Source organism: Mycobacterium sp. 852014-52450_SCH5900713, from assembly GCF_001667075.1.
In the GTDB taxonomy this organism is placed as follows: domain Bacteria; phylum Actinomycetota; class Actinomycetes; order Mycobacteriales; family Mycobacteriaceae; genus Mycobacterium.
This window is the reverse complement of the sequence record NZ_LZIL01000019.1, coordinates 1-4480: the sequence shown is the minus strand read 5'-3', so window position 1 is coordinate 4480 and position 4480 is coordinate 1. Positions and strand designations below refer to the sequence as shown.

Sequence of the window (4480 nt, the reverse complement as noted above, 5' to 3'; positions counted from 1 at the left end):
CGCCGCGATCTCCCCCCCCCCCCGGGCTCATTGCGGCCCTGGGCGGCCGCCCCCCCCCCCCCCCCCCCCCCCCCGCGGGGGGGGCCCCCACCCCACCGCCCCCCGGGGGGGGCCCTCCCCGCCCCGCCGCCGGGACTGAGCAAACGTGGGAGGCTTAGCTCTCCGCGACGACTTCGAGGGCGATCTCGACGTTGACCTCGGGATGCAGGTGCACCGACACCGGGTGGGTGCCGACCGCCTTGATGTGCGACTTGGGTAACCGCACGATTCGTTTGTCCAGGTTGGGTCCGCCGGCCTGCTTGATGGCCGCGACGACGTCACCGGACGTCACCGAGCCGAACAGCTTCCCGGAATCGGCCGCGGTCCGGACCGGCAGTTGGACGGGGCCCAGCGCCTCGATCGCGGTCTTGAGTTCGTTGGCGTGCCCGAGGTCGCGGACCGCCTTGCCTTCGCGGGAGCGGCGGATCTCGTCGGCCTGCTTCTGCGCACCGCGCGAGGCGACGATCGCCAGACCGCGCGGGAGCAGGAAGTTGCGGCCATAGCCGTCCTTGACCTCGACCGTGTCGCCGACGGTACCGAGGTGGTCGACGTCGGCCGTCAGAATCAGCTTCATCGTGTTCGTACTTTCGCTTCGGGTTCGGCGGTTATCGCGCCGAGGACGTGAAGGGCAGCAAAGCCACCTCGCGGGCATTCTTGACCGCGATCGCGATGTCACGCTGGTGCTGCACGCAGTTGCCGGTGACGCGCCGCGCCCGGATCTTGCCGCGCTCACTGATATAGGTGCGCAGCAATGCGGTGTCCTTGTAATCGATCGCTTGCCCCTTTTTCGAGCAGAAGACACACTTCCGCGTCTTGACCGGCTTTTCCGGAGCCGGACGCCGCTTGCTGGACTTAGCCATGACTGTCTTTCTTTCCGTTTCTTACTGTTGAAGTTCTTAGAACGGCGGTTCGTCGTCGCCGCCGCCGAAGGACCCGGATGCCGGGGCGCTGCCCCACGGGTCGTCGGCGGGTGCGCTGCTCGCCGGCGCCGATCCCTGACGGGATCCGCCGCCACCGCCGAAGCCGCCACCACCGCCACCGCCGCCGCTGCGACTGGCCTTGTTGACCTTGGCCGTGGCATACCGCAGCGAGGGCCCGATCTCGTCGACCTCGACCTCGAAGACGGTGCGCTTCTCGCCTTCGCGCGTCTCGAAGGACCGCTGCTTGAGTCGGCCGGTGACGATCACCCGTGAGCCACGGGTGAGGCTCTCGGCGACGTTCTCGGCAGCCTCGCGCCAGATGTTGCACCGCAAGAACAGCGCCTCACCGTCTTTCCATTCCGAACTCTGGCGGTCAAAGATCCGGGGCGTGGACGCCACGGTGAAATTCGCGACGGCGGCACCGGACGGGGTGAACCGCAGTTCGGGGTCGGCGGTCAGGTTTCCGACAACGGTGATAGTGGTGTCACCAGCCACAATTTCCTCCTCGTTCCGCCCTGCTACTCGCTTCTCCGACGGTAAATGGCACGTGTCCTGGCTGAGCCTACGCAAGTCCACCGACGGTGGGCCCACGACTCGGCCACGGGTGTTAGTGCTTGTCGGTGCGCATCACCTTGGTGCGCAAGACCGACTCGTTGAGGCTCAGCTGGCGGTCGAGCTCGGAGACCGTCGCCGGCTCCGCCTTCAGGTCGACGACGACATAGATGCCTTCGGCGTGCTTGGCGATCTCGTAGGCCAGCCGGCGCTTGCCCCAGATGTCGACCTTGTCGACGGATCCGCCGTCCTTACGGACGACGTTAAGGAACGTCTCCAAGGATGGAGCAACAGTGCGCTCGTCGAGCGTGGGGTCAAGAATGACCATGATTTCGTATGGACGCATGGAAACCTCACCACCTCCTCTGGTCTGTACGGCCACGGTCGTTCCGTGGCAGGAGAGTCGCCTGCGTCGGCAACCGCATCAGGCTACCGGATGGGTGGGTTGGCCTCCAAAATCGCGACGGATCCCCCCGCTCGGGCAATCCGGCTATTGCCGCGCGTCCAAGTATTCGGTGGCCCGGTCCACCGTCGCATGATCGGCCTTGGCCAGCGCGCCCGAATCGAACGGCGGCTGCGGGTCGTATTCGATGAGCAGCTGAGCGGCCTGCGCGGCCTGGCGGTCGACCAGGAGCTCGACCAGCCGTAAGGCCATGTCGATCCCGCTGGACACCCCCGCGGCGGTGATGATCCGCTGCGGCAGGTGCTCGACAACCCGGTCCGGCACGTACCGGGCGCCCAGCTGGTTGAGCAGGTCCCTGGCGCGCCAGTGGGTCGTGGCGGTGAGCCCGTCAAGCAGGCCCGCGGCGGCCAACAGCAGCGCACCGGTGCACACCGACGTGGTGAAGGTCGTGGTCGGGTGCACCGCTTGCAGCCATTCGCGGATGGTGCCGTCGTGGATCAGCTGGCGCGTGCCGATTCCGCCGGGGAACAGCACCACGTCCGGCGAGGTGATCTCGTCGAATCTCGCGTCGCAGCTCAGCCCGAGCATCCCGTTTTCCGTCCGCACCTCGCCGCGTTGGTGACCGATGAACACCACCTCGATCGACGGGATGCGTTGCAGCACTTCGTAGGGCCCCACCGCGTCGAGCGCGGTCACCCGGGGAAACAGCGGGACGGCGACCACAGTCAAGGCGCCGCTCCGGCCGGCACAGGCGACTCGATCGCGGGCGCCGTGGCGCGGCGCATGCCGGCCGGTCGTAGCCAGTCCGGCAGCCACCGGGGCGGGGCGTCGGCCGCACGGTCGAAAGGCCCGCCCGACGGGTCATCCACCCGGCCGTTCCAGCGCACCAAGTCCTCGTCGGGCCGGTAGATCTGGCGGATAACCAACGCGCACAACCCGATCACGGCGATGTCGCGCAACAACACCGTCGTGGTGAAGAACTGCTCCGGCAGCGAGCGGTTTGGATTGCCATATAGGTAGTACATCCGCGGCACCCACACCACCGCATCGATGGTCATCCACGCCAGCAGGATCCGGCGATGCGGCAAAGCCAGCACCGCCAGCGGAACCAGCCAGAGCGAGAACTGTGGGCTCCACACCTTGTTGGTCAACAGAAAAACCGCCACCACCAAAAACAGCAGCTGCGCCAGCCGGGGCCGCTTCGGAGCGGTCAGCACGACGTATGCGATTGCCGCACAACCGATTGCGAACAGCACCGTGACCACGGCGTTCAGCACGGTGGGCGGCTCCCAAAAACCCAGCTTGGCATCGAATCCGTGCCAGCCGGTGAAGGATTTCACCACGTTATAGAGCGAATCCATGTCGTCGCCGCGTCGGGTGTTGAGCCGGAAGAATTCCGACCACCCGCGCGGAAACAGCACCAACACCGGCAGGTTCACCAGCAGCCATGTCACCGCGGTAGTTCCCGCGGTGCGAGCCAGAGCGCGAAAGCGCCCGGCCCGGATCGCCAGGACCACCATGGGACCGAGGAACAACAACGGATACAGCTTGGCGGCGGCGCCCAATCCGATCAGCACGCCGGCCAGCACCGGTTTGCGCCGCGCCCATGCCAGCAGCCCGGCCATCGCGAATGCCGTTGCCAGCGCGTCGAAATTGGTAAAGATCTGGAAGATCAGCAGCGGCGACGCGGCCACCAGCGCCGCATCCCATATCCGGCGCCCTGCCAGCCCGGCGGTCGCCCAGACGGTGCCGAGCCAGGCCAGCGCCAGACCGAACGCCGCGACGTTGAAGAACATCACCACCTCGGCGACCACCGGCAGCGGACCCAGCTTGCTCAGCGCGGTATAAGTTTTCGCCAGCGCCATCGACACGTACTGATACATCCCGGTCAGCACCGGATACTCCATGTAGCGCACCGCCGGCCGGCCGTCGTAGCGCGTCTGCGGGGTGCCGCTGCCGTCGGTCTCGACCCAGCTCGACTTGTACGGAAACTTGCCCTGGCTCAACAACTCCGCGCCGTATAGCGGAACGGTATCGGAGTAGCACAACTCGTAGTACGCGCGTTGGTTCTCCCAGTTGGCTACCCGCTGATCCCCGGTGCCGGTGCCGGTGCTCTGCAGGCAGGCCGCCTTCGTCGACCAGCCGAGCGCCAGGAATACCAGTCCCATCAGGAACATCACCCGCAGTGGCGTCATCACCCGGGCGCGCCCGATCAGCGCGTGTCTGCCCACCGGCCCACCGGCGGCTTCCGCCAGGGCGGCGCCCAACGAGTCGTTGCGGCTCGGGCAGTCGCGGTTGTCGACGCTACGCAGATCGCCGGCCAGCGGCTCCGGAGAAATGGCGGTGCTGCGTTGCTCAGCCTCGGTCACGGCGGCGGCTGGCCAGGCGGCGGGGGAGCTTGGGGGCCGCCCGGCGGCACACCCGGCTCTTGACCACCGGGGCCGCCGCCCGGCGGTGCCGGCCCAACAGTGACCGTCGTGGGCGGGCCGATCGGGATCGTGATGCCGGGCGCCACTTCGACGGTGGGCTGAATGACCGTCACGGAGGGCGGCGGTGGGGGCGGGGG

5 protein-coding genes and 2 pseudogenes are annotated in these 4480 nt (G+C 67.6%); all 7 read right to left on the bottom strand.

What is annotated here, in order from left to right; all coding sequences use genetic code 11:
- Nucleotides 1-154: 154 nt before the first annotated feature.
- Nucleotides 155-613: a 50S ribosomal protein L9 gene (gene rplI, locus A5773_RS05645; RefSeq protein WP_066950841.1), complete on the bottom strand. Its 459-nt coding sequence runs from the start codon at nucleotides 611-613 to the stop codon at nucleotides 155-157.
- A gap of 31 nt (nucleotides 614-644) precedes the next feature.
- Nucleotides 645-899, bottom strand: coding sequence for a 30S ribosomal protein S18 (rpsR, locus tag A5773_RS05640; RefSeq protein ID WP_066950849.1), 255 nt, complete (start codon nucleotides 897-899; stop codon nucleotides 645-647).
- A gap of 36 nt (nucleotides 900-935) precedes the next feature.
- On the bottom strand, nucleotides 936-1454 hold the full coding sequence (locus A5773_RS05635) for a single-stranded DNA-binding protein (RefSeq protein WP_066950853.1): 519 nt from the start codon (nucleotides 1452-1454) through the stop codon (nucleotides 936-938).
- Between the two features lie 112 nt (nucleotides 1455-1566).
- Nucleotides 1567-1857, bottom strand: a complete 291-nt coding sequence (gene rpsF, locus A5773_RS05630; RefSeq protein ID WP_061557737.1) for a 30S ribosomal protein S6 — start codon at nucleotides 1855-1857, stop codon at nucleotides 1567-1569.
- 144 nt (nucleotides 1858-2001) lie between these two features.
- On the bottom strand, nucleotides 2002-2643 hold the full coding sequence (locus A5773_RS05625; protein ID WP_066951348.1) for a DJ-1/PfpI family protein: 642 nt from the start codon (nucleotides 2641-2643) through the stop codon (nucleotides 2002-2004).
- A 9-nt stretch (nucleotides 2644-2652) separates the two neighbouring features.
- A pseudogene (locus A5773_RS05620) lies at nucleotides 2653-4283 on the bottom strand (glycosyltransferase family 87 protein); the annotation flags it as partial.
- Nucleotides 4280-4480, bottom strand: a pseudogene (locus tag A5773_RS25415) (hypothetical protein); the annotation flags it as partial. The pseudogenes A5773_RS05620 and A5773_RS25415, both read right to left, overlap by 4 nt.